Origin of the sequence: Planktothrix paucivesiculata PCC 9631, assembly GCF_900009265.2 — a bacterium.
GTDB classification, from domain to species: domain Bacteria; phylum Cyanobacteriota; class Cyanobacteriia; order Cyanobacteriales; family Microcoleaceae; genus Planktothrix; species Planktothrix paucivesiculata.
Map to the genome: position 1 here is coordinate 1 of NZ_LR735004.1, position 22,290 is coordinate 22,290.

20 protein-coding genes are annotated in these 22,290 nt (G+C 38.3%); 8 read left to right on the forward strand and 12 right to left on the reverse strand.

Annotated elements, in window-relative coordinates; genetic code table 11:
* Positions 1-161 precede the first annotated feature (161 nt).
* The 3 genes from grrM to grrA (PL9631_RS06120) all read right to left on the reverse strand — a co-directional run bounded on the left by grrM (position 162) and on the right by grrA (PL9631_RS06120) (position 2,233).
* The gene (gene grrM / locus PL9631_RS06110) at positions 162-1,337 is read right to left on the reverse strand and encodes a cyclophane-forming radical SAM/SPASM peptide maturase GrrM/OscB (RefSeq protein ID WP_083618394.1); all 1,176 of its coding nucleotides are present in this window, start codon (positions 1,335-1,337) and stop codon (positions 162-164) included.
* A 78-nt stretch (positions 1,338-1,415) separates the two neighbouring features.
* Positions 1,416-1,766 carry a GrrA/OscA1 family cyclophane-containing rSAM-modified RiPP gene (gene grrA / locus PL9631_RS06115; protein WP_083618085.1) on the reverse strand — a complete coding sequence of 117 codons (351 nt, stop codon included), beginning with the start codon at positions 1,764-1,766 and terminating at the stop codon, positions 1,416-1,418.
* Positions 1,767-1,915: 149 nt separating this feature from the next.
* Entirely contained in the window at positions 1,916-2,233 is a 318-nt protein-coding gene (gene grrA, locus PL9631_RS06120; RefSeq protein ID WP_083618396.1) for a GrrA/OscA1 family cyclophane-containing rSAM-modified RiPP, read from the reverse strand.
* Between the two features lie 107 nt (positions 2,234-2,340).
* Between grrA (PL9631_RS06120) and grrP the strand changes: the two genes are divergently transcribed.
* From grrP to PL9631_RS06145, 5 genes are all read left to right on the forward strand, one after another.
* A complete protein-coding gene (gene grrP, locus PL9631_RS06125; protein WP_083618087.1) occupies positions 2,341-3,237 on the forward strand; it encodes an extracellular substrate binding-like orphan protein GrrP in 897 nt (298 codons plus the stop codon).
* Between the two features lie 123 nt (positions 3,238-3,360).
* On the forward strand, positions 3,361-3,663 hold the full coding sequence (locus tag PL9631_RS06130; RefSeq protein WP_083618398.1) for a HigA family addiction module antitoxin: 303 nt from the start codon (positions 3,361-3,363) through the stop codon (positions 3,661-3,663).
* A gap of 198 nt (positions 3,664-3,861) precedes the next feature.
* Positions 3,862-4,068 carry a hypothetical protein gene (locus tag PL9631_RS06135; RefSeq protein ID WP_083618089.1) on the forward strand — a complete coding sequence of 69 codons (207 nt, stop codon included), beginning with the start codon at positions 3,862-3,864 and terminating at the stop codon, positions 4,066-4,068.
* A 220-nt stretch (positions 4,069-4,288) separates the two neighbouring features.
* Entirely contained in the window at positions 4,289-6,595 is a 2,307-nt protein-coding gene (locus tag PL9631_RS06140; protein WP_083618090.1) for an S-layer homology domain-containing protein, read from the forward strand.
* An 81-nt stretch (positions 6,596-6,676) separates the two neighbouring features.
* On the forward strand, positions 6,677-7,507 hold the full coding sequence (locus PL9631_RS06145; RefSeq protein WP_197046283.1) for a pentapeptide repeat-containing protein: 831 nt from the start codon (positions 6,677-6,679) through the stop codon (positions 7,505-7,507).
* A gap of 7 nt (positions 7,508-7,514) precedes the next feature.
* Here PL9631_RS06145 and PL9631_RS06150 read toward each other — a convergent pair whose 3' ends face one another.
* Complete coding sequence (locus tag PL9631_RS06150; protein ID WP_083618092.1) at positions 7,515-7,760, reverse strand: phosphodiester glycosidase family protein; 246 nt, start codon at positions 7,758-7,760, stop codon at positions 7,515-7,517.
* A gap of 75 nt (positions 7,761-7,835) precedes the next feature.
* Complete coding sequence (locus PL9631_RS06155) at positions 7,836-8,312, reverse strand: hypothetical protein (RefSeq protein WP_083618094.1); 477 nt, start codon at positions 8,310-8,312, stop codon at positions 7,836-7,838.
* Between the two features lie 203 nt (positions 8,313-8,515).
* Between PL9631_RS06155 and PL9631_RS06160 the strand changes: the two genes are divergently transcribed.
* On the forward strand, positions 8,516-10,009 hold the full coding sequence (locus PL9631_RS06160; RefSeq protein ID WP_083618096.1) for a right-handed parallel beta-helix repeat-containing protein: 1,494 nt from the start codon (positions 8,516-8,518) through the stop codon (positions 10,007-10,009).
* Positions 10,010-10,032: 23 nt separating this feature from the next.
* Here the strand turns inward: PL9631_RS06160 and PL9631_RS06165 are convergent, their stop codons facing one another.
* The 5 genes from PL9631_RS06165 to PL9631_RS06185 form a co-directional block, all read right to left on the reverse strand.
* A complete protein-coding gene (locus PL9631_RS06165) occupies positions 10,033-11,121 on the reverse strand; it encodes a type II toxin-antitoxin system HigB family toxin (RefSeq protein ID WP_083618098.1) in 1,089 nt (362 codons plus the stop codon).
* A gap of 109 nt (positions 11,122-11,230) precedes the next feature.
* On the reverse strand, positions 11,231-11,932 hold the full coding sequence (locus PL9631_RS06170; RefSeq protein ID WP_083618101.1) for an ABC transporter ATP-binding protein: 702 nt from the start codon (positions 11,930-11,932) through the stop codon (positions 11,231-11,233).
* A gap of 3 nt (positions 11,933-11,935) precedes the next feature.
* Positions 11,936-12,709 carry an ABC transporter ATP-binding protein gene (locus PL9631_RS06175; protein ID WP_083618103.1) on the reverse strand — a complete coding sequence of 258 codons (774 nt, stop codon included), beginning with the start codon at positions 12,707-12,709 and terminating at the stop codon, positions 11,936-11,938.
* Entirely contained in the window at positions 12,685-13,503 is an 819-nt protein-coding gene (locus tag PL9631_RS06180; RefSeq protein WP_083618105.1) for a branched-chain amino acid ABC transporter permease, read from the reverse strand. The genes PL9631_RS06175 and PL9631_RS06180 overlap by 25 nt, the downstream gene beginning before the upstream one ends.
* Before the next feature lie 8 nt (positions 13,504-13,511).
* Entirely contained in the window at positions 13,512-14,462 is a 951-nt protein-coding gene (locus PL9631_RS06185) for a branched-chain amino acid ABC transporter permease (RefSeq protein ID WP_083618106.1), read from the reverse strand.
* A 282-nt stretch (positions 14,463-14,744) separates the two neighbouring features.
* Between PL9631_RS06185 and PL9631_RS06190 the strand changes: the two genes are divergently transcribed.
* Positions 14,745-17,666: a type ISP restriction/modification enzyme gene (locus PL9631_RS06190; protein WP_231516657.1), complete on the forward strand. Its 2,922-nt coding sequence runs from the start codon at positions 14,745-14,747 to the stop codon at positions 17,664-17,666.
* Between the two features lie 101 nt (positions 17,667-17,767).
* On the opposite strand, the gene PL9631_RS06195 is transcribed toward PL9631_RS06190, so the two are convergent.
* A complete protein-coding gene (locus tag PL9631_RS06195; RefSeq protein ID WP_083618108.1) occupies positions 17,768-18,247 on the reverse strand; it encodes a flavin reductase family protein in 480 nt (159 codons plus the stop codon).
* A gap of 57 nt (positions 18,248-18,304) precedes the next feature.
* The gene (locus tag PL9631_RS06200) at positions 18,305-19,438 is read right to left on the reverse strand and encodes a succinylglutamate desuccinylase/aspartoacylase family protein (protein ID WP_083618110.1); all 1,134 of its coding nucleotides are present in this window, start codon (positions 19,436-19,438) and stop codon (positions 18,305-18,307) included.
* Positions 19,439-19,547: 109 nt separating this feature from the next.
* Between PL9631_RS06200 and PL9631_RS06205 the strand changes: the two genes are divergently transcribed.
* Positions 19,548-22,238, forward strand: a complete 2,691-nt coding sequence (locus PL9631_RS06205) for a DEAD/DEAH box helicase (protein ID WP_083618113.1) — start codon at positions 19,548-19,550, stop codon at positions 22,236-22,238.
* The last annotated feature ends 52 nt before the right edge of the window (positions 22,239-22,290 follow it).

A 22,290-nucleotide genomic window follows, 5' to 3' on the forward strand; every position in this document is an offset into this window, starting at 1 on the left:
ATTATACACCATCTGTAGGGGCGAACGGCCGTTCGCCCCTACTAGATATGGTTGTTTTGCGTAAGTCCTGTATAGTAGGGAACAGGGAATACTTCGACTTCGCTCAGTAACAAGGGAATGAGTTTCATGATTTAGAAGTATCCTAACTATAATGCGTAGGACTATAACCCTAAAGAGTTTTCTAATTTATCTAAAATAATATCGGTGACAACTTTAATCCGATAACGACAAGCCATGGTTTCACTACAGGCAAAAGTGCCATTTTCCCAATATTTATTACTTCCCGCACCGCCCCCACACACTCCAAAATATTCGCAGGTTTCACGACATAATTTAATCCCTTCCTGCATATCGGCATAAATTTTCTGGAATTTTTCCGTGTCACAAACGGACTCAAAACTATCCGTTAAAACATTCCCTAAAATAAAATTGCCATAGGGTTCAATATTCACTGATAATAATTCGGGGTCAAAGGTAGAAAAATTTCCTTGATAATCAATATTAATTAAAACAAAAGGGTTATTCATATCCGTTTGAGTTAAACGGGAATTGGAGTAAATTAAACCACAAATAGCCTCAAACTCTCTGAGGTTAAATTCTCCCTGCACTTCTGAGGTTAATTCCCAAAAACGCTGCATAAATGAGCGATATTTTTCCGATGTCCCCGCGGCTTCTAAAGTTGATGATTGATTTACTCCTTCAATTTCTTCTAAATTAAATCCCACATCATAAATCCCATTGTCCCTAAAAAAATTAAAGATTTCATCAGCATAATTCAGGGAATCTTGAGTAACAACGGAAATCACATAAAAAGGAATATCGTTTTTTTGCAAGAAAGAAATTCCTCGCATAGTTTGGGCGTGACTTCCTGTTCCTTTTCGGGTTTGACGATGGGCGTCATGAATGAATTCCGGCCCATCTAAACTCACCCCAACACAAATATTATGTTCTTGAATCAAATCACACCATTTTTGATTAATATAAGTGGCGTTGGTTTGAACGGAATGCCAGATTTTTGCTTGTTTTTGATTATATTTTTGATCGGTTTCTTGAATTAGTTTAAATGCCGATTCATAAAAAGAAATCGGAACCGCTAAGGGTTCCCCTGCGTGCCAACAAACGGTAAGCTCATCTCCGACAAAAGGAGAATTAAAGATATTTTTAAAAATAGGTTCTATTAAATCTAAAGAAAGCGTATTTTTTAAGTCTCGGTTGGGTAAATAACAATAATCACAATTAAGATTACAAAAAGATGTGGCTTGAATGACGACTAAATTAATCGGGCCGAATTGGCTAAGATCAATTTTTTGAGGTTTTAATAAAGTTGGATTTGTCATTGATTTTAATGAATTTAAAAGTATTAAAAAATTAGCGTTGCTGGAAATCACAACGCCTTTTAAGAGAGAGAATAACATCTAACGGATATTCACAAAGCGACCCCCATCACCCCAGCCATTGCGCCAGTTATTCCCATTGCGCCAACTTCCCCCATTTCCCCAGGAACCCCCGCCACCCCGATTGACCCAGCCTCCCCGTCCCCCGCCATTTCCCCAGGCTCCCCTGGCGATTTGTTCTCCGGGTTGTGGGGTTTCTGATGTTTCTGGTAATTGGTTTTCTCGCTGTTTTAAAGTTTCTGTAATTCTTGACAAACGAGACTCAATGGTTGTATATTCTGGGGTTTTAACTGTAGCATTAGCCACCGGAATATTTAAAGCACTTAGAGCCACGAAAAAGCCAACTAATCCGGTTTTTGTACTAATGTTCAAAAGAGTTACTCCTATTGTTTGATAATTTTTCTGGCACTATAGCATAATTTTTGATATCAATTGATTTAAAAAGGTTAAAAAACTAGCGTTGCTCACGATCACAACGCCTTTTTCAAGAGAAGGATGACATCTAAACAGGCTAGACAGAACTAACGGGAATTGATAAAGCGACCCCCATCACCCCAACCATTGCGCCAGTTTCCACCACCCCCACGATTGACGAACCCACCCCCACCATTCCCCCAGGCTCCAGCGATTTCTTCTCCTGGTTTTAGGGCTTCTGGTTGTTCTGGTAATTGGTTTTCTCGCTCTCTTAGAGTCTTTGTAATTCTTAACAAACGGGACTCAATAGTTGTCGAGGCGAGTGCTGAATCTGTGGTTTTAACTGTGGCATTAGCAGCAGGGATATTTAAAGCACTTAGAGCCAAGAAAAAGCCCACTAATCCAGTTTTTGTACTAATTTTCAAAGTGGTTACTCCTTTTTTTGATAATTTTTCTGGCACTATAACATAAATTTTGATATAATGGCGTATGTTTTCTTGGGAAAACTTTATTAAAGTTGTGTGAGGAAAAAATGATTTTATCTAAAAAAATTGCGATCGCTGCTTTGAGTGCTGTTTTTTCTCTGGGTCTATCAAGTCCGGCTTGGGCAGAAACAGTGATGGAAAAAGTCGCCCGAACCGGGGTATTAACCGCCGGAGTTCAAACAGATTTTATTCCCCTTTCCTATGTGAATGATCAGGAAGAATTAGTGGGGTATTCCATTGATATCCTGAATCAAATTAAAGCCCAACTCGCCAAGGAATTAGGACGGGAGATTACTTTAGAACTGGTTCCTATTAGCATCGGGGAGCGGATTCCTAAAGTATTATCGCGGGATGTTGATATTGTTTGTGAGGATGTGACTTTTACTTGGAATCGTGATCGCTATGTTGATTTTTCCGTGAGTTATGGGGTGACAGGAACCCGTTTATTAGTTAAAAAAGGCAGTAATTTAGGCACACCCGAATCCTTAGTAAATCGACAAATTGGTGTATTAGAAAATGGCAGCAGTGAATCAACTATTCGAGTCGTACAACCTCAAGCCAAAATAGTCAAGTTTAAGACTATTGGCGAAGGAATTGCTGCTTTAAAACAGGGTCAAATTGATGCTTTTGGTTCCGATGGAGTTCTCTTAGAAGGAACTCGACAAACTCTCCCTGACCGCGATGCTTTAGAAGTAGTTCCAAATCTTCCCTATACCCGGGAAGGAATTGCTTGTATCGTCCCTGAAAATAATTCTGCTTTTTTAGATCGGGTGAATTATGCGATCGTTAAATTGATGCAAGGTTATGTTTTAGGGGATAAAGAATCCGTGGCTATTGTTGATCAATGGTTTGGGAAAGATGGTGTGATTACAATAGATAATGATTTAATCAAAAATTATTTTCAAGGTGTGATTGACTCCCGAGAACAAATCAAACTTAACTAAGTAGGTGATTATAAAAGTTCGTTGTTGCGATGCGGCGCTCTCCAGTTAGGGGGTTTGCAGCAACAACAAACTTTTTTATTTGTTCAAATAATTACGAACATCTACTTACAACTAATAAAAAGCATGAATAAAATTTCACTCTATAATCCCCATGCTGGAGATATCTTAGAACATGAATTTTTAGAAGAATTAGGAATTAATCAAAACACTTTGGCATCGGCAATCGATGTTAATTCTAATAAAATTCATGCTATTATAAAGGGAAAATGTCCGGTTAAGGCTGAGATAGATTTATGCTTATGTCGTTATTTTGGACTTTCAGAAGGATATTTTTTGAGATTACAAAATACCTATGAAATTATGGAAGCCAAACGAAAATTAGGAGAAAAATTAAATCAGATTAACCCTTATTCCTATAGCCAGTAAATTCTTGATTGTATATAAGTACCTAAACAAAATTAATTACAAATCCTCTACCCAGATCCGGCGTTCCCTGTTCCCTCTCCCAACTAGGTAATTTATTTTGTGCAACTACTTATAAACAGGGGGTTAGGGGGTATCCATCGGGTAACAAATGGCGGTATTATGGAATTTGTAACCACTGAATGATGAGGTGAGCAGAATATGACGGAACCTAAAAGCGAAAAGTTAACTCGGGCTTTAAATCAATTAATTGAGGAACATGGAATTAAGAATCTTGTCCATTCTTTAGCCAATCATTGTTTTAAAGAAGCAGAATTTTTGCGACAAGATCGGAGTACAGATCTGGCTCAAAATTGGCAAGATATTGCGGAGAAACTACAAAAAGTTATGGAAAATCAGGAATCCTGATGGTGATGTGGCAATCTTAAATAGATTGTAATATCTTATTGTAAGTTTTTGCAGTTGAAACCCTTTTCAGGCTTGGGGTTTAGAAACCAAACCCCTACAGTTTTTTCATTTATTTAATTAAACCTAGATAGTACAATCTTTTCCTCCCTATTCGCTATTCCCTATTCGCTATTCGCTATTCCCTATTCCCTGTTCCCTGTTCCCTGTTCCCTTATATAATATGACCAGTTCACAACCGTTGTTTTCAGATATTAGCCAACATTGGGCGCGTCCTTTTATTCAACGTTTGCAAGCTCAAGGTTTAATTAGTGGATTTAAAGATAATACATTTCGCCCCGATCAAAATCTAACTCGGGGGGAATTTGCAGCTATTTTAAAAGTGGCATTTCCCACTTCTATTAAACGTGAATATATTCCCTTTAAAGACGTTTCCGAGGAGTTTTGGGCGGCGGAAGCGATTAAAACCGCCTATGAATCTGGCTTTATTTCGGGGTTCCCTGATGGACACTTTCTTCCTCAAAGTCCGGTGACTCGCTTACAGGTATTATTAGCATTGGTATCAGGTTTAAACTTACCCACAGGAAAGAGTTTAAACCTAAAATATATTTACGATGATGGCGATAAAATTCCTGAATATGCAACTCAAGCTATGATCACCGCAACGAGTGCTGAATTAGTGGTTAATTATCCTCATCCCCAAATTTTTAATCCTAATTCTAATGCAACTCGGGGAGAAGTGGTTAGTATTATTTATCAGGCTTTAGTATTACTAAAAAAAGCCAATCCGATTATTTCTCAATATATTGTCTCCTTAGCTAAAACCGGAATTATTAAAACGGGAACCCATCTTTCTGTAAATGGGAGAAAATGGAAATTACCCTGGAGTCAATGGAGTTCAGGAATTGCTACAAATACCGGAATTAGTGATAAGGGAATTATGCAAGTTTTAGGAATTAATCCCTTAAATACAACAGAAGCTAGTCTTCAACCTTTGAGTTGGTTTGCTGTACATTCAACTCCGGGGACTTTTTTTGATGCCGAATATCGTTATGTGAAAATTGATCAATTAGCGGAATTATCAGCCTGGGATTTGGAAATTCAAGAAAATACACTTAATATTATTTCTAAAATTGGCATTGTTCAAACCCTAAACTTTGAGGAACGTGCTAATATTTCCCAAATGACAATAACCTTAAATCAACCGACTCCCTGGGAACTCTATCAACAGAATACTCAATGGGAAGTGGTGGTCGATGCAACAACAAATCCAACTATTGCCAAACCCTTTCAAGAACAATCTCAACCCACACCTAATTCTGGAACTTCTGAACAACAAAACGAAGGAGAAACCGCAGTAACAACTCAAAAAACCTCCCGTCCTCTGGTAAAAATTGTGAATAATCAAACCGTGATTCAAGGAACTTTGCCCGATGGTTATGGGGTAAAAGTTTCTACCTTGAATAATCCCAATCGGATTGTAGTTGAATTGCGCCAAGATCCCTTAATTGAACGGGATATTACCTGGGCAAAAGGATTACGTTGGCGACAACAATATATGACTTTAAATAATAGCCGTTTTCCCGTGGTTTGGTTAACTATAAATCCTGATTTTGGCTTGAATTTACGACCGATTTGGGCAAGTCAAACGGGAATGAAAGGTATTGACAGTTTAGCCAAAACCGTTGATAATATTCAATGTTTAGGGGCAATTAATGCCGGATATTTTAACCGGAATAATCTTTTACCTTTAGGAGCAATTCGCCGGGAAAATCAATGGTTTTCAGGGCCAATTTTAAACCGAGGTGCGATCGCTTGGAATGATTCGGGACAGTTCAAAATTGCTCGTTTAAGTTTAAAAGAAACCTTAATGACCTCATCGGGACAGACCTTAGAGTGTGAATTACTTAATACCGGATATGTGAAAGCGGGTATTGCTCGTTATACTCCTGAATGGGGCGAAAGTTATACCCCCTTAACGGCAAATGAAATTCTAATTGTGGTAGAAAATAATATTGTTAAACAACAAGTGGAACTCACGAATACAACCACCACCATTCCTATTCCTAAAACCGGTTATTTATTAACTTTGCGATCTTTTCGGAGTGTTTTAAGTTCGTTTTCTGTGGGGACATCTATTCAAATTCAATCCCAAACTACCCCATCGGATTTTAATTCCTTTCCCCATATTTTAGGCGGGGGGCCATTATTATTACAAAACAGCCAGGTGGTGGTAGATGCGATCGCGGAAGGGTTTAGTCCCGCCTTTGCCGATCAGTCGGCCATTCGTAGCGGCGTGGGAATCACCGCCAAGGGCGAATGGATCATCGCCACCGTCCATAACCGCGTCGGAGGGGTGGGGGCCAAATTAACCGAAATGGCGCTCTTAATGGGGCAGTTAGGAGCCACAGATGCGCTAAATTTAGACGGGGGAAGTTCGACAAATTTAGTTTTAGGGGGTCAACTTTTAAACCGTATCCCCGATACCGCCGCCCCAGTTCACAATGGTTTAGGGGTATTTCGGCGCTAAAAAACCCCAATGTATAGATGTATGTTAAGCTGTAGCACTAATATAGATTGTTAGCTAAATTCTTAATTGCGGACTCCTGCCATGATCACTCCCAGTGAGTTGAATTACTATTATAAAGTGTTAGATTTGAAGCCTGGAGCCTCCTTAGAATCGGTGGATCAGGCTTATAAAGACTTAGCATTTATTTGGCATCCCGATCGCATTCCCGAAGAAAATCAACGATTAAAAAAAATCGCTGAGGAAAAACTCAAGGAAATCAATCAAGCTAGGGAAAAATTGCGTTCTTTATTGCGTCGATCAAGTTCAAATTCAACTCAACATTCCTCAACTGTTTCCCGTGCAGAATCCCATTCCAGAGTCTCCTCCCATGGTGTGGGAAATTCCTACACCTATCAAAAACCGCCTTCTACTTATCAATCTTCTCCCTATCAAAGTCGCGTAAAAACCTCTGAAAATAATAATTTTCAACGTCCCCCAGTTAGTAGTAAACCTCCGGTTACGCCCCCACCGCCAACTCCCCCCGCACCAACTCCTCCCCCCGATAGACCGACGGAATTAAGTGGATTAAGTTTTAAAGGTGCGGATTTAAAAGAAAGGGATTTTTCCAGTCGCAATTTAAGCGGTGCGGACTTAACAGAAGCCGATTTAAGTGATGCGTTTCTGCATAAAGTTAACCTAAGTGCCGCCTGTTTATATAAGGCGAATTTATTTAGGGCAAATTTTTTACAGGCTAATTTAACCTATGCTAATTTACAAGAAGCTAATTTAATTGGGGCCGATTTAAGTGGCGCTGATTTAAGATGTGCAGATTTAACTGGCGCTAAGGTAGGAATTGGGGATAAAATTATGGTCAAATTAACCGGGGCTAAATTAGCCGGGGCGATTTTACCCGATGGAAGTGTTCATAATTAATAGGAATTTAACTATTAATTGGAATCAGGGGACGTTGACCAGCTTTAAACTGTTTCCAGGCTGTTTTAAGTTGAGTTGGCGCAGGATAATTGCGATCATAAATCACAATCACATTCGCTAAATTTCGCCCTGGATTAATATAAATATCTCCGTGATAAGCTAACCCTTCCGACGCACCGCCATCTAAATTCATCGCTTCATAACATCCAATGGCTTTCATCACTTCCGCTTCTTGTTGCAATGTTGATTCCATTCTGGCTTTCCTTCGAGTCTATAGCGCTACGCATTACAGTTAGGACATTTCTAAATCCTGAAACCCTTTCACTTCTTACTGTTCCCTGTTCCCTGTTCCCTGTTCCCTTGCGCGTAGCGCTATAGCAGTAATCATTTCCGGTCGATTTCCCGCTTTTAACCCTAACGTTGTCCAAAAATTCTCCCAACGACTATATTTTAAAAATTTGCCTTCCCCAACCATATTTCCCATGACTCGTTTTTCAGCATCTTTACTAAAAAAAGTGCCATTCGCAACGACCGCCGCCGGATACCGTTTGACAAAGTTTGTGAAAGATTCATCTCCGAAAGATTTTTGACTACTATTCGCTTGAGGTGCGTTATTCGCTAATCCAATAGTTATCAAATTTTCAGGATCAGTTAAATTAATAATGGTTTGATAGAAGGAAATTCCAAACAGATTTTTCTGAAGAATTTTTACAGGTTGTATTGAATTTAATGAAATATTAGAAGGGTTAGGGCTAGGAGAATAATAAAAAGGTGCGTCGCACCATCGTTTGGCAACCTTTAGCATTAGGCATATTTTTTAATCAGGTTTGAAAGTTACACCAGAACCCTATAATTAAATTATAAAGCTAAAAGTAGGCTAGAGAACCCAACGTCCCTTGATTTCTTTTGAAGTTTTAGATTTTCTCTAACTTTTCTTGGGAATGGTTTTCGCCGACATTTAACACGCAGAGTGGGTCTTGTCTCTACGGTAGAAAGGAATAATCAAAAATGAACCCAACCCGTCGCCGATTTCTACAACAATTTCTCACAACAACGGCTACAACGTTGATTGTACCGCCGATTTTTTATCAAGTTGCTCTGGGTGAAAGCTCCAACTCTTTAGAAAAAATTTATTCAGTTTCACCGACCGGAAATGATAATAATTCGGGTACATTAGACCAACCTTGGGCAACCCTTCAAAAAGCAGCCAATACCCTCAAAGCGGGAGATAAAGTTTATATTCGAGGAGGAAAATATAAAATTAATCAACCAATTCGTCCTCAATTTTCAGGACTTCCGAATCAGTGGATTATTTATGCTGGATACCCTGGAGAACAGGTAATCATTGATGCGGATGATATTTTTGTAGAACCTCCAACGGGTTCCCCTCCCTATGCCCATGATCAAGGCGCATTTTTAATTATCGATAAAAGTTATATTTTGATTCAGAATTTAACGGTGATGAATTCCCATAATGCCGGATTTACAGTTAGAAATAGTCACCATATTAACTTCTATAATAATACTACAATTAATACCTTTTCTTCTGGGATTGCAATTTGGAATAACTGTTATGAGCATCAAGTGATAGGAAATACGGTTATTAATGCTAATCGACTTAATCTTAGAATTCAACATCCTAATGTACCTTCTCGGCGACAAGCACCCCATGAAGCCATTACATTAGCAGGGGTTAAGGATTTTGAAGTCGCTTATAATCTCGTTTGTTATAGTGAAAAAGAAGGAATTGATTGTAAAGAAACCTGTGTTAATGGTCGAGTTCATCACAATTATACCCATCATTTAAGACGACAGGGACTTTATGCTGATTCTTGGTTTGGAGTTTTAGAAAATATTGAGTTTGATCATAATATTGTTGAGGAATGTGAGACAGGGATTGCAATTTCCGCAGAAAATGGCCCCCGGATAGAAAATATTAAAATTCATCATAATTTAGTTTATAATAATCGAGCAACAGGGATTTTTCTATCTCGATGGGGAAAGGATAGACTGAAAAAAAATATCCAAATTTATAATAATACTATTGTTTTTAATGGTTATGGCGTAGTTGATAAACCTCAACCTTATTGGTTAACCGGAGGAATATATCTTTATTCGACTCAGGTAGAAGATTTAGTGATTGAGAATAATATTTTAAGTGAAAATAAATATTTTCAAATTGGATTTAGTCGAGATTTTCAGGAAAACGACTTTACCTTAAAAAATATCAAAATTGACAATAATTTAATCTTTCAATCTCAAGTTGTAACTTACCCAGTCTATTTAGAAGAATGGACAAAGGATTATGTTTATAGTACAAAAGGTAATAATTTTATTGAAGCAAATCCTAATTTTCAAGATCCGTCTTCAGCTAATTTCTATTTACAACCGAATTCCCCTGCAATTACAGAAGGAAATCCCCCCTATTTGGGAGCGTTTCCACCTGAACCCGAAAAAACGTTTTGGTGGTTGGTTGATTTCCCACCTCAATTTAAAATTTAAACTGGATTAGGATTGATTCAAAATCATATCAACTCGTAGTATATTGGCTGATATTGGTTGTTTCCTAAACTAACTATTTCAATCCGAACCCTTGAGTCTTGAATCCCTAGGAGGAAGCTGCATTCTGGCAGGTTATACACTATCCCTTCCATCAATCGAACAATACCAAAATCACAGTGTTCCTCATAATAAGTATCAAAAGAGCCATCTAACAGGCATTGTTCATAAAACCGACTGCGACCCAGATAGTTTCTATAACCACCGGCAAGCTCAATAATTTGTAAACTTTTGATCTCACCTGTACATAAACGATGGGTACGATATACTCGTTGAGCGCAATGTAATAAGTTTTGTTGAGCCAATGTTGGGTAGTTGTTAGGGTTAGGTACAAAGCCAGTATCTCCTGGGTTATACCGGGTTCCATTGTAGCTTTTTCCATCAGAGAACATGAGTTCTAAATCTGCATACTGTTGACCCTTTGAATCTTCTCCACCTGTCTCAATCAATCTGATACTCAACTGATACTCAACCAAGACAACAGAATCACCAGGAACAAGCACAACTACTTTATCCACAGGCTTTTCGGTTATGAGATAAGCCGCTTCCTGCAATTCGGGATGTAATTTTCTAATCGCTGGATCTATGATTGCAGTTGGATAGTACCTGATTTGAGAGTTGGGATAGTCCCTGATTTGAGAGTTGGGATAGTGTTCTGATTCGTAGCTTTCAATTAACTGCACGAGTAATTTTAATAACGCTCGTTCTTCAGGGATGCGAATTTGAGTAAAGATTAATCGTTCAACAATAGCTAAAATACGATCATACTCCTCCTCAGTTTCAATCACTTGAGGGCTGATTTGAGTTAAAAAATATTTGTAGTAAACGATTTGTTCTTCGTAGTTGATCCCTACAATTAATTGATAATTATTACCTTTCATGTTGAATACAGTAAAATTACTCACGGCTTCAGCATTTCGGTAAATTCTGCGGACATCCTCTAAATTCTTCCACTTTGCCTGTCTGACAAGTGCAGACCATTCATCAATCTGTTTTTTAACATCAGGATATTTAGCCGTATCAGTACGAAGGTTACGGAGAGAAATTAAGCGCATAAGTAGGATTGCTCCTTATATTCATCTAGACTATTGTTTAAACCTTAGTATAATTTTCTCATCTTAACATCTTATTGTCCAGATTATGATCAATTTGGATAACATTATTTTAACCTAAATAAGCTTGTTTAACTCGTTCATCTGTTAATAACTCAGAGGCTTTTCCAGTTAAGGTTAAATATCCGGCTTCTAAAACATAACCTCGATCCGCAATTTCTAAGGCTAAATGGGCATTTTGTTCTACTAATAAAATAGTAACACCGGATTGATTGAGTTGACGAATTACCGAGAAGATTTCTCGAACAATTTGGGGAGCTAACCCTAAACTGGGTTCGTCTAATAATAATAGCTTAGGACGACTCATTACGGCCCGGGCGATCGCTAACATTTGCTGCTCTCCACCGCTTAGGGTTCCTGCTAATTGATGTTTTCGTTCTGCTAAACGAGGAAAAATAATAAATTGTTTTTCAATATCCGCCTTAATTCCTAAGCGATCGCTGCGAGTATAAGCCCCTAATTCTAAATTGGTTAATATGGTTTGTTGAGCTAGAATTCGGCGACCTTCTGGACTTTGGGCGATTCCCATTTTAACAACTTGATCGGGACGTAAATCAGTGATATTTTTTCCTTGATAAATAATTTTTCCTTGGCGGGGATTAATTAATCGAGAAATGGTTTTTAAGGTGGTACTTTTTCCGGCTCCATTCGCTCCAATTAGAGTAACAATTTCTCCTTGATTAACAATAATATTAATCTCTTTTAAGGCTTGAATTGAACCATAATTAACCGATACTGTGACTAATTCTAGCATAATTTATTCATCTCCTAAATAGGCTTCAATTACCGCCGGATTATTTCTCACAATTTCTGGTTCTCCCAAAGCAATTAATTTTCCAAAGTCTAACACCGCAATGCGATCGCATAACCCCATAACTAAAGGTACATGATGTTCAATTAAAATTACTGTTAATTGAAATTGATCTCGAATTTTTCTAATTAAATCACTGAGTTCTTTTTTCTCGCTGGGGTTCATTCCCGCGGCTGGTTCATCTAATAATAATAATTTCGGTTCTAAGGCTAAAGCACGAGCAATTTCTAAGCGTCGTTGGTCGCCATAGGCAAAATTACAAGCTTTTTGTTCCGCCCGTTCTAATAATCCAAAAATTGATAATAATTCCCTGGCTTTTTGATAGTTTTCCTGTTCTATTTTTCTCCCTTTGGGTAAGCCTAAAACCCCTGAAACCAGATTAGATTGATTATGGATATGACGAGCAATAACAACGTTTTCTAAAGCTGATAAATTGCCAAATAATCGGAGATTTTGAAAGGTTCTGGCGATCCCTTTTTCAGCAATTTGATAGGGTTTTAATTGAGTAATAGAATTTTTTTGATAAATTAATGATCCTTGAGAGGGAGGAATTAACCCGGTAATTAAATTAAATAAGGTGGTTTTTCCCGCCCCATTAGGCCCAATTAAACCGAATATTTCTTGATCTTGAACCGCAAACGAAACCTGATCAACGGCTAATAATCCCCCAAAATATCGGGTTAAACCTTGGACTTCTAAAATAGGAATTGGGCTAACCAAAAGGGTAAACCACTAATTTCTCCCATTCCCCGTAAAACTTCCGGTAAAGCGGTGAGAATAATTCCCCCTAAAACTGGCCCCCAAAAGGTTCTTGACCCGCCAATTAAAACAAACGCTAAATAAATAATACTACTATCAAAAGTGCCTTGACGAGCATTCCAAGTATTGAGAAAATGGGCGCTAATAGTTCCCACTAATCCCGCTAAAATTGCCCCCAAGGTAAAGGATAACACTTTATAATAGGTAGGATTAACCCCCATGGAATCGGCGGCTAATTCATCTTCTCGAATCGCACTAAAAGCGCGTCCAGCTTTAATTTTTTCTAAGCGGTATAAAAATACCATACTCAGAATTAATAGCGGAATTGCTACCCATAAATATTCCAGGGGCGTTGCAAAGGGTTGGGGAATCCCAAAGATACCAACCGCCCCCCCAGTTATCTCTAAATTTAAGGCTAAAACCCGTAAAATTTCGACTAAAGCAATAGTTGAAATAGCCAGATAAATGCCCCGTAATCGAAGTACCGGAATTCCTAATCCTACTGCTAAAATAGCAGAAATTAGAGCGGTAATCAAGAGTTCTAAGAATAAAAAATGTAAAGGAAAAAGAGTCCCTGTGAATTTAAAAACCTGGGTAGATAAAATCGCAGCAATATAACCCCCTAACGCATAAAATCCAGGGGTGGCTAAGGAGAGTTGACCCGCCATTAAGGGTAAATAAATAGATAACCCTAAAATCGCTCCAAATAACATCGAAACGAGTAAAAAACCATAGGTGTTGAAAAAATTAATCATGGAATGAATTATACCTTTTGAATGCGTTTACGTCCTAATAATCCCTGGGGTCGAATTAATAGCATTATTAATAGAATAGCAAAGGAAATCGCTTCTCGATAACCGGAAAAATCGGCTGGAACAAAAGCTTCTGCTAACCCTAATAATAATCCCCCAATTACCGCCCCCGGAATACTCCCTAACCCACCTAAAACGATGACTCCTAACCCCTTTAAACCAAAAGCAATACCAAAATACGGCCCCGCAATACTCACACTAGACCCCACTAAAGTTCCGGCGAGTCCTGCTAAAAATCCACTGACAAAAAACGTTAATATAATAAACTGTTCTGGGTTAATTCCTAATAAGCTGGCGGTAATTTCATCCTCAGCCACTGCTTGTAAGGCTTTACCAATTTTAGTTCTATTGACTAAATAGGTTAATAAAGCTACGATTACCATAGAAACTGTAAAAATAATTATTTGAACGCTTCTAATCATAATCGGTTTTGTGGCTGTACCAAAATTAATAGCTGCGGGAATATTGCCATAAATATTATCAGCAAAGGTGTAAATTTCTGCTCCGACTAAATATTGAATTGTATTGACAATCACCACCGCAGCCCCTAAACTTGAAACTAGGGTTAATAGGGGATCTGCTCCTCTCATTCTCAAGGGTTTAAACGCTAATCTTTCTAAGACAATTGAGGCTAACCCGGCTAAAATACTCCCAAGAATTAAGGCGATAAAAAATGGCAATTCAAAGGGTAATTTTCCCTTGGCTAATAATCCATTAAATCCAAATACGCCGCCGGATAAGATATAGGTAAAATAAGCCCCCAAGGTAAAAATAGCACCATGGGCAAAATTAATCACCCCTAAAATTGAAAAAACTAGGGTATAACCCAGGGCAAAAATAGCATAAACACTCCCAATGGATAAACCATTTAAAAAGGACTGTAGGAAGAAATTAAAATCCATTATTGAATAATTATTACATTAACAGGACTTACGCACCCAACCCAAGAAACCGGGTTTTTGAGAAAATATTTGGGTTACAACGAAGTATTTTCACAAAAAAAACCCGGTTTCTCGATCCCTATGCGTAAATGCTCCTATAATATACCTAAAGATCATTCTACTTTGATCAATAGGTTTTGAGGATAGGGGCGATTTATGTCTAAACTTTTGATTCATCAATATTATAATACCGTTGATCAAATTATTCAATATGGGGGAAGTCGCAAATAAACTTCTATCCGCGTGGCGTTTCAAAATCTGTTAAATAACTATTGTAGAAGCAAAGATTTTATCTTAATTCCTGAGTTAGAATATAAGACAAAAAAGGGAAAACTTGTATATCCCGATGGGACGATTAAAGATGCTCTCAGATTAGATTATGGTTATTGGGAAAGTAAGGATCAATATGATAATTTAGATTTAGAAATTGAGAAAAAACTGGCGAAAGGTTATCCCGATGATAATATTTTATTTGAAGATTCCCAAACGGCCGTTTTAATTCAAGGAGGAGGGGAAATTCGGCGGGTATCCATGCGAGATGCGGAAGCATTGGATAACGCTATTAATGCTTTTATTAACTATTTGCGTCCAGAAGTTCGAGATTTTAGAGACGCTATTAGCCATTTTCAAGAAGATTTACCGACAATTTTAACAACTTTGCGATCGCTAATTGATCAACAGTCTACTACTAATCAACCCTTTCAACAAGCGCGGGATAAATTTTTGCGGGTTTGTCAAGATTCTATTCACCCAGAAATTAGTTTAGAAGATATCCGAGAAATGATGATTCAGCATATCTTAACTGAAGATATCTTTATTAATATTTTCAATGAGTCCCAATTTCACCGAGAAAATAATATTGCTAGTCAGTTACAAGCGGTTATTGAAACCTTTTTTACCGGGGCGACGAAACGCAATACTTTAAGCACTATTGAGCGTTATTATGCGGTTATTCGACGCATCGCAGCTAATATTTATAATCATCACGAAAAGCAAAAATTCCTTAAAGCGGTTTATGAGAATTTCTATAAAGCGTATAACCCAAAAGCGGCGGATAAGTTAGGAATTGTTTATACTCCTAATGAAATTGTCCGGTTTATGATTGAGAGTACGGATTATTTATTGCATAAACATTTTGGTAAAATTTTAGCAGATAAGGATGTCGAAATTTTAGATCCCGCCACGGGGACAGGAACATTTATTACTGAATTAATTGAATATTTACCCAAAGCTCAATTACCCTATAAATACGAGCATGAAATCCATTGTAATGAAGTGGCAATTTTACCCTATTATATCGCTAACTTAAATATTGAGTTCACCTATGAGCAAAAAATGGGGAATTATGCCGAGTTTCATAATATTTGTTTAATGGATACTTTAGATCATACTGTTTTTGCGGATAAACAGTTAGATTTATTCTCGATGACGGTGGAAAATACCGCTAGAATTAAACGACAAAATGATCGCAAGATATCGGTTATTATGGGAAATCCTCCTTATAATGCTAAACAGGAAAATTTTAATCAAAATAATGCAAATCGTTATTATCAAGCCATTGATAATAGTATAAAAGAGACTTACATTAAACAGGGAAAATCTCAAAATCAGATTGTTGTTTATGATATGTATACCCGTTTTATTCGCTGGGCTTCAAATCGATTAAGTAAGAATGGAATTATTTGTTTTATTACTAATTCTTCTTTTGTTGATGCTAAAGCTTTTGATGGATTTAGAAAAGTTGTTAGTCAAGAATTTAGCGAAATTTATGTTATTGATTTAGGCGGAAATGTTAGAACTAATCCTAAATTATCGGGAAATGTTAATAATGTTTTTGGAATTCAAACCGGAGTAGCGATTAGTTTTTTAGTCAAAAAATCTGAAAATAATCAAGAACGTTGTCGAGTTTTTTATACAAGAAGATCGGAGTTTGATACCTCTGATGAAAAATTAAACTTTTTAGCTAAAACTAAATTTAATCAACTAAATTTTCAACATATTAACCCTGATAAAAATAATAACTGGATTAATCAAACTGATAATAATTTTGATAGTTTGTTACCGTTAATTGATAAAGAAGTTAAAAGCGGTAAAGCAGAAACCGCAGTATTTAAACTATTTTCTTCTGGGCTAAAAACTCAACGGGATGAATGGGTTTATGATTTATCCTTAGAAAATTTAACCGAAAAAATGAAATATTTAATTAGCGTTTATCAAGAAACGTTAAAAGATAATGATTACAAAGATAAGTTTAGTGTTAAATGGGATCGAGAATTAACTAAATATTTAGCAAAAAGAATTGCAAAATCATTTAATTTTGATCAAATTATTGTAAATTCATATAGACCTTACGTTAAACAGTATTTTTATTTTGATAAAAACTTTATTGGAATGACGTATCAATGGTTTGAAATTTTTAAACCCAATCTTTCTGAAAATTTGTATATTGCTTTTTTGGCATTAGGAAATCCTAAACCCTTTCATTGTTTAGCAAGCGATACTATTATTGACCTTCATTTAACAGGTGATTCTCAATGTTTACCCCTATACTCTTATGATAAAGAAGGAAATCCTATTGATAATATTACCGACTGGGGTTTAACGCAATTTCAAACCCATTACAACGATAAAGATATTAAAAAAATAGATATTTTCCATTATACCTACGCCGTTTTACATTATCCCATCTATCGACAAAAATATGAACAAAACCTAAAACGGGATTTTCCCCGTATTCCGTTTTATGATAACTTTCCACAGTGGGTGACTTATGGAAAACAACTCATGGAACTTCATATTAACTATGAAACCATTAACCCCTATCCCCTAACCCGGGTTAATAGTTGTGAAACCGAAATCACCAACCCCAAACCCAAATTAAAAGCCGATAAAATCAAAAATGAAATTATCCTCGATACCGTTACCAGCTTAACCGATATTCCTAAAACCGCCTGGGAATATCGCCTAGGAAATCGTTCCGCCTTAGAATGGATATTAGACCAATATAAAGAGAAAAAACCCAAAGATGAAACCATCGCCAAACAATTCAATAATTATCGATTTGCGGACTATAAAGAACAGGTAATTAATTTATTAATGCGGGTTTGTACTGTTAGTATAGAAACCGTTAAAATTATTCAAGCCATGGAAATATCTCAACATTAATATATAGCAATCCTAAATATTTGTGGTAGGGGCAATTCATGAATTGCCCCTACCACAGGTTAAGAGGAGAAGAATTCTTAAATCTATCGGTGCTCCCCTACCTATCCGCCATAATTCCATCCGGTACTGGCGAGGTTGAGAATTTCCGCTTCTTGATGAACACCTGCGGCGATGACTTCCCCGACAAATACCGTATGGTCGCCATGTTCAACACAACCCACGACTTGACATTCTACATAACCCAGGGCGAGGGAAATAATCGGACAACCCGTTTCTCCTAAGTAAAATTCGATGTCTTCAAATTTGTTTCCCACTCGATGTTGGGGTTTAAAGAATTTCTGGGCGATGTCTTTTTGGCCTTCAGCCAGGAAACTGAGGGCAAACACACCACTGGTTTTAATCATGGCATGGGATTTAGAATCATTTTTAACACAGTTGACCACTAAGGGCGGCTCAAAGGAGGCTTGAGTCACCCAACTGGCGGTAAAACCATTGACTTCCTCTCCCTCTTTGACTCCACAAATATAGAGGGCGTGGGGAATTTTACGCAGAATTGTTTTTTTAGCGGCTTCGTCTAACACAATGTTAATGGGATATTTAGTGGTTTTACAGAAATTAGTTTAGCAAAAAACTAGGATTTAAGACGGCATTACCCCTAAAACATAATCCCATTGATTTACAGAATGATTTTTGCTGATGTCGAAAATGAGTCCGTCCGCCTCGGCGCAAACCTCTCGAATTTGGGGTAATTCCCCAATCTTATTAAAACTCAAAATAGTATAGAGTTTCTGGTTTTTATGGATAGTTTCTCCCAGTTTAACGTAAAATTTAATCATGCCTCCGGCGGGAGAATAATAGCGTTGAATTTTATCTTTTGGGGTAAGATGAATCCGATGATTTGAGGTAGAAGCTAAGGGAAAATCTTCTATTGATAACAGTCCTTTAGTTGCCAGATAATTTTTAATTCCCCTAACTCCTTTCTGCACAGATTCGGGATTCATTTCTAACCCCGAACCTAGTTCTAATGTCCAAGATTCCATCTCAAATCTGATATTTTTTCCCAGTTTAGCTAATTCCCGTTCTAAGGCTAACCAGGGCTTCATAAAGGCTTCATCAAAGGCATCCCCATCATAATCATTCATTAATATTCCCGTATCCAATAGAAAGGCATTAGCACTTTCTTCTCGACTATGAAAACAATATAAATAGTCGAGGGCGTTATGGGTGGAACTGTGTAAATCAATCACATAATCAGCATCAATGGCAAGGTTTTGCAGTTGATAGCGATAATAATTATTGTAGGAAACTCCCGGGGAACTTCTGATCGGTTTAGCCAGTTGATGGAATTGATTTAAAAGAGTTTGACGATATTTTTCTTTAATTTCATCGGGTTCTAAATCCTGATAATCTTCGGCAAATTCGCCAATATCGGCTCCGGTTTTTTCATAATCCCAAAAAATTCGATTCCAGTCTTTGCCATCATAAAGATTATATCGACCGGAGGAGAAATAATGCGATCGCTGATTCACTCCCAAAGGATTACAAACAGGAACTAATAAAATTTCTCCGGTTAATTGAGTCTTATCCAAGGTGATTAAAAAATTAATTAAATCCTGAATCACCGCATTTCCACTAATCTCAGCCCCGTGTAAATTAGATTGTAAATAAACCTTTTTGCCTGGATTTTCGCCTGTAAACTGATAACCTTGAATAAATAATTGATCGCCAGAAGCGAGTTGAATCAAGGGAATAGTTGAAATATTGGGAATCATAAAATTATTAAAAATTAGGGTAATTTAATTCAGTCTGTACTCTTTTGAAAAAAATCCATGCTACAATGGGGATTTTAACGTTAAAATTAGCCTTATTATTTATATTCCTGTGTCCTACTCCACCGAAAACAATCCCTGCCCGGATCTTAACGCCCTATTTCCATTTCCCCTGGATGAGTTTCAATGCAATGCAATTACAGCGTTGGATGATGGAAAGTCCGTTGTGGTTTGTGCGCCAACGGGTTCGGGAAAAACCTTAGTAGGAGAATATGCCATCCATCGGGCTTTAGCAGGTAATAGGCGGGTATTCTATACTACACCCCTAAAGGCGCTATCCAATCAGAAATTTCGGGATTTTCGAGAGCAGTTTGGCGTAGAAAACGTCGGGTTACTGACGGGGGATATTTCGGTTAACCGGGACGCGGCGGTGGTGGTGATGACCACGGAGATTTTCCGTAATATGCTCTATGGTACACCGATTGGAGAAGTCGGAACTTCCCTAGAATCGGTAGAGGCGGTGGTTTTGGATGAATGCCATTATATGAATGACCGCCAACGGGGGACGGTTTGGGAAGAATCGATTATTTATTGTCCCCGGGAAATTCAATTGGTGGCATTATCAGCAACCGTGGCCAATAGTGAACAATTAACCCACTGGATTTCTCAAGTTCATGGCCCCACGGAATTAATTTATTCTGACTTTCGGCCCGTACCGCTACAATATCACTTTTGCAATATTAAGGGCTTCTTTCCCCTTTTAGATGATTCTCGCAAACGAATTAATCCTCGCCTCAAAGAAAAAAAAGGGATTCCGCAACGGGGTAGACGCAATGATATTCCCAGTTTAGGCGCGATTATCTCCCATCTGCAAGAACGGGATATGCTACCTGCTATTTATTTTATCTTTAGTCGGAAAGGATGCGATCGCTCCGTTGCAGAAGTGCGTAATTTATCCTTAGTGAATGAAGCCGAAACTGCCCGATTAAAAGAGCGAATTGATGCGTTTTTAGCCTCAAGTCCTGAAGGCATTCGTCCCGAGCAAGTCGAAATTTTATATAAAGGAATTGCCGCCCACCATGCGGGACTTTTACCGACTTGGAAAGGGTTAGTAGAAGAATTATTTCAACAGGGATTAATTAAGGTGGTATTTGCCACGGAAACCCTCGCCGCCGGGATTAATATGCCCGCGAGAACTACGGTTATTTCTAGTTTATCAAAACGCACCGATGACGGTCATCGCCTGTTAAAAGCCTCGGAATTTCTGCAAATGTCGGGACGGGCGGGACGGCGCGGCATGGATACGGAAGGCTATGTGGTAACGGTACAAACCCCCTTTGAAGGGGCAAAGGAAGCCGCCTATTTAGCAACATCTAAACCCGACCCCTTAGTAAGTCAATTCAGCCCCAGTTATGGCATGGTTTTGAACTTATTACAGCGACATAGTTTAGAAAAATCTAAGGAATTAGTTGAACGAAGTTTCGGACAATATTTATCTACAATTAATTTAATTCCTGCCCAAGAAGAAATTGAGATCATGCGGGCAGAATTGGCATTAGTTGAAGCCCAATTTGGCTTTCGGGGCGAACAAAATATGGCATTGTTGGAAGAAACCTTAGCCAGTTTTGAAAAAGTTTATGACCGCCTACGGGAAGAACGCCGTTTATTGAAAGTATTGCAACAGCAAGCCGAAGATAGCCGAATGCACCGGATGGCTAACTTGATGGAGGCGACGAGCTTAGGGACAACGGTGGGGTTACGGGGGAAAAACGTTCCCACCGCCCGCAGTCTGGAGTCTGACCCCATTCCCGCCGTATTAGTCGCCAAAACCCCCAGTTCGGGACAGGCGCCCTATTTCCTGTGTTTGGGACGGGATAATCGCTGGTATGTGGTGAGTGCGGCTGATATTGTGATGGTGCAACCCGATTCTAAACGCTTAAATGTCGATTATCTGGAAATCCCCAATATTCCTTTTAAACTCGGTCAATGTCGCAAAGGAGATGAATTAACCATCGCCATTACCCAACAAATTCCCGAATTAAATATACCTGAACCTCCTCCAGAAGTCATCGCTCAACAGGAACAAGTCGAACGGTTAGAGTTAGAATTAGACGCCCATCCTATTCATAAATGGGGTAAACCCAGTAAACTCTTAAAACGTTGGCAACGCTGGGCAGAATTAAATGAAATGATTGAAGAAATGCGAGGGGAATTAGAGGAAGATTTAGCCCGTCATTGGGATGAATTTATGGCTTTAATTTCAATTTTGCAATACTTCCAAGCCCTAGATGAGTTAAGACCCACGGACTTAGGACAAGCCACCGCCGCCCTGCGCGGAGATAACGAATTATGGTTAGGGTTAGCCTTGAAGTCGGGGATTTTTGACCAACTCGACCCCCACCATTTAGCGGCGGCCTGTGCAGCTTTGGTTACGGAGGTTTCCCGTCCCGATAGTTGGACGCGCTATGACTTATCGGAGGAGGTAGAAAACGCCCTAGGACAGTTGCGCCATCTGCGTCAGGAGTTGTTTAAACAGCAGCGACGGTATCGGGTGGCTTTGCCCATCTGGTTGGAACGGGATTTGACGGGTTTGATTGAGCAGTGGGCCTTAGAAACCGATTGGTTAGAGTTAGTCTCTAATACCAGTTTAGACGAGGGGGATATTGTCCGAATGTTCCGACGCACCTTAGATTTTCTCTCTCAAATCCCTCACGTTCCTTATTTAAGTGAATCTTTAAAACAAAACGCCCTGCGCGCCCGTCAGTTAATAGACCGATACCCGATTAATGAAGCAGTGGATTAGGGTTTTTGGGTTGATAATTGATGGTTGATATTGATTAACCATCAATTATCCC

Excerpts from the sequence above, each read along its gene's own strand:
- grrM (WP_083618394.1), bottom strand. The coding sequence starts at position 1,337 with ATGACAAATCCAACTTTATTAAAACCTCAAAAAATTGATCTTAGCCAA.
- grrP (WP_083618087.1), top strand. The coding sequence starts at position 2,341 with ATGATTTTATCTAAAAAAATTGCGATCGCTGCTTTGAGTGCTGTTTTT.
- PL9631_RS06130 (WP_083618398.1), top strand. The coding sequence starts at position 3,361 with ATGAATAAAATTTCACTCTATAATCCCCATGCTGGAGATATCTTAGAA.
- PL9631_RS06135 (WP_083618089.1), top strand. The coding sequence starts at position 3,862 with ATGACGGAACCTAAAAGCGAAAAGTTAACTCGGGCTTTAAATCAATTA.
- PL9631_RS06140 (WP_083618090.1), top strand. The coding sequence starts at position 4,289 with ATGACCAGTTCACAACCGTTGTTTTCAGATATTAGCCAACATTGGGCG.
- PL9631_RS06145 (WP_197046283.1), top strand. The coding sequence starts at position 6,677 with ATGATCACTCCCAGTGAGTTGAATTACTATTATAAAGTGTTAGATTTG.
- PL9631_RS06150 (WP_083618092.1), bottom strand. The coding sequence starts at position 7,760 with ATGGAATCAACATTGCAACAAGAAGCGGAAGTGATGAAAGCCATTGGA.
- PL9631_RS06155 (WP_083618094.1), bottom strand. The coding sequence starts at position 8,312 with ATGCTAAAGGTTGCCAAACGATGGTGCGACGCACCTTTTTATTATTCT.
- PL9631_RS06160 (WP_083618096.1), top strand. The coding sequence starts at position 8,516 with ATGAACCCAACCCGTCGCCGATTTCTACAACAATTTCTCACAACAACG.
- PL9631_RS06165 (WP_083618098.1), bottom strand. The coding sequence starts at position 11,121 with ATGCGCTTAATTTCTCTCCGTAACCTTCGTACTGATACGGCTAAATAT.
- PL9631_RS06170 (WP_083618101.1), bottom strand. The coding sequence starts at position 11,932 with ATGCTAGAATTAGTCACAGTATCGGTTAATTATGGTTCAATTCAAGCC.
- PL9631_RS06180 (WP_083618105.1), bottom strand. The coding sequence starts at position 13,503 with ATGATTAATTTTTTCAACACCTATGGTTTTTTACTCGTTTCGATGTTA.
- PL9631_RS06185 (WP_083618106.1), bottom strand. The coding sequence starts at position 14,462 with ATGGATTTTAATTTCTTCCTACAGTCCTTTTTAAATGGTTTATCCATT.
- PL9631_RS06200 (WP_083618110.1), bottom strand. The coding sequence starts at position 19,438 with ATGATTCCCAATATTTCAACTATTCCCTTGATTCAACTCGCTTCTGGC.